This window comes from Streptomyces sp. NPDC019890, assembly GCF_044903445.1.
In the GTDB taxonomy this organism is placed as follows: Bacteria; Actinomycetota; Actinomycetes; order Streptomycetales; family Streptomycetaceae; genus Streptomyces.
The window spans coordinates 1-3,162 of sequence record NZ_JBJDQK010000061.1 but is presented as its reverse complement, the minus strand read 5'-3'; the positions used below and the strand labels follow the sequence as shown (position 1 = coordinate 3,162).

Genomic DNA, 3,162 nt, shown 5'->3' with positions numbered 1-3,162 from the left:
GCTCCACCCCAGCGGCCTTGAACCGGGCCATGGCACTCTCATTTCCAGGTATACGGAAATTAACGAACGTGCTCACCGTACGCTCGCCGACTCACTGCGGGCAAGAGAAATTTCCACACGCCGTGAAAATGGGGCGAGGTCGGCGGGGCACCCGCCCGGGTGGCCACTCCCCGCCAGGCGTTCGCTGAGAGCTCGACGCCCAGGGGCGCACGTCCAGCGTGGCGGTGCGGGCGGGGAGTCCTGGTGACGAATCTCGTCCAGCGGCGCGCGTTCGCCGCGGTGGGGCTACAGCTCGAACCAGACGCGTGTGCCGCGCGGGAGCAGGACGGCACCCCAGCGGCGGGCGAGGGCGCCGACCAGGGCCAGACAGCACCCGCCCTCGCCCTTGTCCCCGGCGCGGATCAGGGTGGGCAGGCTGCGCGAACCGACGGCGACGGCGACCCGGGCGCCGCAATCGGCGGGGCGAACGGTGATGAGCAGGGTACGGCCGTCGGCGTACTTCATGGCGTTGCCGACCAGCTCGGACACCAGCAGCTCGGCGATGTCGGCCAGGTGCGCGAGGCCGAGGGCGGCGAGAGGCTTGACGACCAGGCCGCGAGCCCGGGCGGCGAACTGCGGCTCGCACGGCATGATGCCCGCCCGTCTCGGCCACCACTCCCGCTCGCCGCCGAGACGGGCGCCGGAGGCCCCGGGGGTGGACCCGCCGCGATGAGCACGGAGACCCCGCCCTCCGCGTCGGGGCGGCGAATGCCCGCGGGGAGCCGGGTGCCGTCGCGGACCGGGACGGGTACATCGCCCTCGCAGGTCATCTCATGGAGGGGCGGGAGAGGTTTGCAGTACTGACGACACCGCGGGCAAGAGAAATTTCCATGAGGCATGAAAATAGGCGGGGCTGGTGGGCGACGTCCGCCCCGCGCAGTCGCTCGCGGTCAGGCATTCTCCGAGATGTCGTCGCCCAGGGTGCCGGTGAGGTAGTACTGCACAGTCGGCGCTATCAGGCGGATGACCTGCTCCGAAGGCATGTGGGCAATGCGGTCGATCGCCCAGACATAACGCGTCATCGCCAGGCCCACGATCTGCGTGGCGACCAGGTCTGCGCGCAACTCGGCCTCGCCGTCGGGAAGGCTCGCCGACACGACCTGCAGGACAAGAGCGGAGAAGACAGAGCGGAGGCGCTCCATCGCGAAGGGCTCGTGACTTGCGGCGAGGATGATCGAGCGCAGGATCTCCGAGGTGGCCGGGTCGTCCCACATGCGCAGCGCCGCCTCCACGAAGGCCCGCCCGCGCTCCTCCAACGGCATCTCGGCGGCCGCGGCAATGCCCTCGCCGAAGGCATCCGGCGGCTCCAGCGCCGCCTTCAGCAGTCCCATCTTGTTGGAGAAGTAGTAGTTCACCAAGGTGGGATCCACATCGGCGGCCTGAGCCACCGACCGCAATGAGGTCCCGACGTAGCCCCGCTCCGCGAAGGACTTGCGTGCCGCCGCCAGGATGCGGTCCGCCTGCGCGCCACGTTCCCCGCGCGGCCCCCTTCCTGCCCGTGCCGCCATCTCCCGCCGTCCTCCTTTTGCCCGTTCCGGACTTGCGCGATCGCCTGCCGGCGAAGTTTCAGCATCCACTGAAACATTTTTCACTGTACCGTGAAATTGCAACCACCTCCCTCTTGCCACCCTGCGATCGCTGCGCTCACGGTGATCGCTGAGCCGCGCGGCTCAGCGCAACAGCTCATCGACGCGCTCAGCATGGAATAGAAGCCGGAGGAGTTCCACGACACCTTCCAGGAACAGGTCGCCAAGCTCATCGAGGCCAAGCGGTGGACGCGTTGCGCCAGCGTCGACCGGGCCAAGAGTCCCAAGGACCGCGGCGAGGAGAAGTCCGCATCACCGGCGCCTCCCCCTGCGCGGATTAAGGACGCCGCCCACATGCGCAGGGCCGGCCAGACGGCGCAGGCGAAGAAGCAGACAAAGGCTTCGTCATTCGATTCCCTGACCAAGGCGGAGCTCTACCAGCGCGCCACGGACGCAGGTATCGCCGGCCGGTCCTCGATGAACCGCGAGGAGCTCATCAAGGCCCTCCGCGGCGACCGGGGCGGGCGCAAGGCCCACGTATCCTGAAGCTGCGGCCGAGGTCAAAGCGGCGCGGGGGCGATGACGGAGCAGCGCTCCCCGCACCGCCCTAGCTGATGACCTCTGCGATGATCCGCGAGTCGATCTTCTTGTAGGCCGCAGCCTGCCGGGTCAAAACGGGCAGGCCCGAGCCGAGCGCCAAATGTGCGGCATGGGCGGTGGGAAGGTCGGCCGCCCGTTCCTGGGCGATCTGCGCGACAGCCCAGCAGGATGCTTCGTCCAGAGGCCGGAAGACGAAGCAAGGGGCCGCAAGGGCGTCCTGCAGCACTTGTGCGACCTCACCCAAGGCGCCGCCGGTGAGCTGCACCATACCGATGCCTTACCGGTGGTGTCAGGTGTACCGGTCAATACCGGGTTGGCTTTGGGTTACGGAACAGACTGCTCACCGCGCCAATCCGCGAGACGAGGGCGGCAGGGGACAGAGCGGGGAGCGCATCGCCCGATGCCAGACGCTCCTCGAGGGTGGACGACGCGGACGTACGGATCGAGCTGCGGTTCACGTTGCGGCACGGCTGAGGTGACCGCGTTCGGGGGCGGACGGTTCTGGCGAGAGCCCACCATTCGAGCCTGGCAAGCCTGTCACTACCGAACCAAGTCCCCCCAGACTCAACCGTGTTGGAATTTCAGACATGGCCACTCCTGCCGACGGATCCACGCGACTCGCCCCGGACGAGCCCTCGCGTCGCCTGCGCGCCGAGATCGAGCGGTTGCACATCGAAGCCGCGCAACAGAAAGCACTGGCCCATCGAAGGGCCGAATTCTGGAACAGGGCCCACATCGTGCTGGGTTTCCCCGCGGCGCTGCTCGCCGGCGTGGCCGGCGCCGCCGGACTGGCCACGGCGGACGCACGCGTCCCCGCGGCGCTCCTCGCCCTGGCCTCTGCCGGGTTCGCGGCCGGGGCCGGCTTCCTGCGTAGCGACGCCAGGCGCATGGCCAACAAACGCGCCCGCCAGGCGTGGGCGGACCTGGAAGGCAAGGCAAGCGTGAAACTGGCGCACGAGCACCTGACCCCCCACGACCTGCGCGAGCTGCTGGAAAG

At 68.9% G+C, this 3,162-nt stretch carries 5 protein-coding genes; 2 read left to right on the top strand and 3 right to left on the bottom strand.

Annotated features, from left to right (window positions below; genetic code table 11):
• Positions 1-285: 285 nt before the first annotated feature.
• Positions 286-630 (bottom strand): ATP-binding protein, encoded by a 345-nt coding sequence (locus ACI2LP_RS34075; protein WP_404728411.1) that lies wholly within the window; start codon positions 628-630, stop codon positions 286-288.
• A 299-nt stretch (positions 631-929) separates the two neighbouring features.
• Positions 930-1,547, bottom strand: a complete 618-nt coding sequence (locus ACI2LP_RS34070; protein ID WP_404728410.1) for a TetR family transcriptional regulator — start codon at positions 1,545-1,547, stop codon at positions 930-932.
• Between the two features lie 372 nt (positions 1,548-1,919).
• On the opposite strand from ACI2LP_RS34070, the gene ACI2LP_RS34065 reads away from it, so the two are divergent.
• Complete coding sequence (locus ACI2LP_RS34065) at positions 1,920-2,111, top strand: hypothetical protein (RefSeq protein WP_404728409.1); 192 nt, start codon at positions 1,920-1,922, stop codon at positions 2,109-2,111.
• A gap of 61 nt (positions 2,112-2,172) precedes the next feature.
• On the opposite strand, the gene ACI2LP_RS34060 is transcribed toward ACI2LP_RS34065, so the two are convergent.
• A complete protein-coding gene (locus ACI2LP_RS34060) occupies positions 2,173-2,433 on the bottom strand; it encodes a hypothetical protein (RefSeq protein ID WP_404728408.1) in 261 nt (86 codons plus the stop codon).
• A 319-nt stretch (positions 2,434-2,752) separates the two neighbouring features.
• Here ACI2LP_RS34060 and ACI2LP_RS34055 point away from each other — a divergent pair.
• Positions 2,753-3,162 (top strand): hypothetical protein (locus ACI2LP_RS34055; RefSeq protein WP_404728407.1); only part of this gene is annotated, 410 nt, incomplete at its 3' end.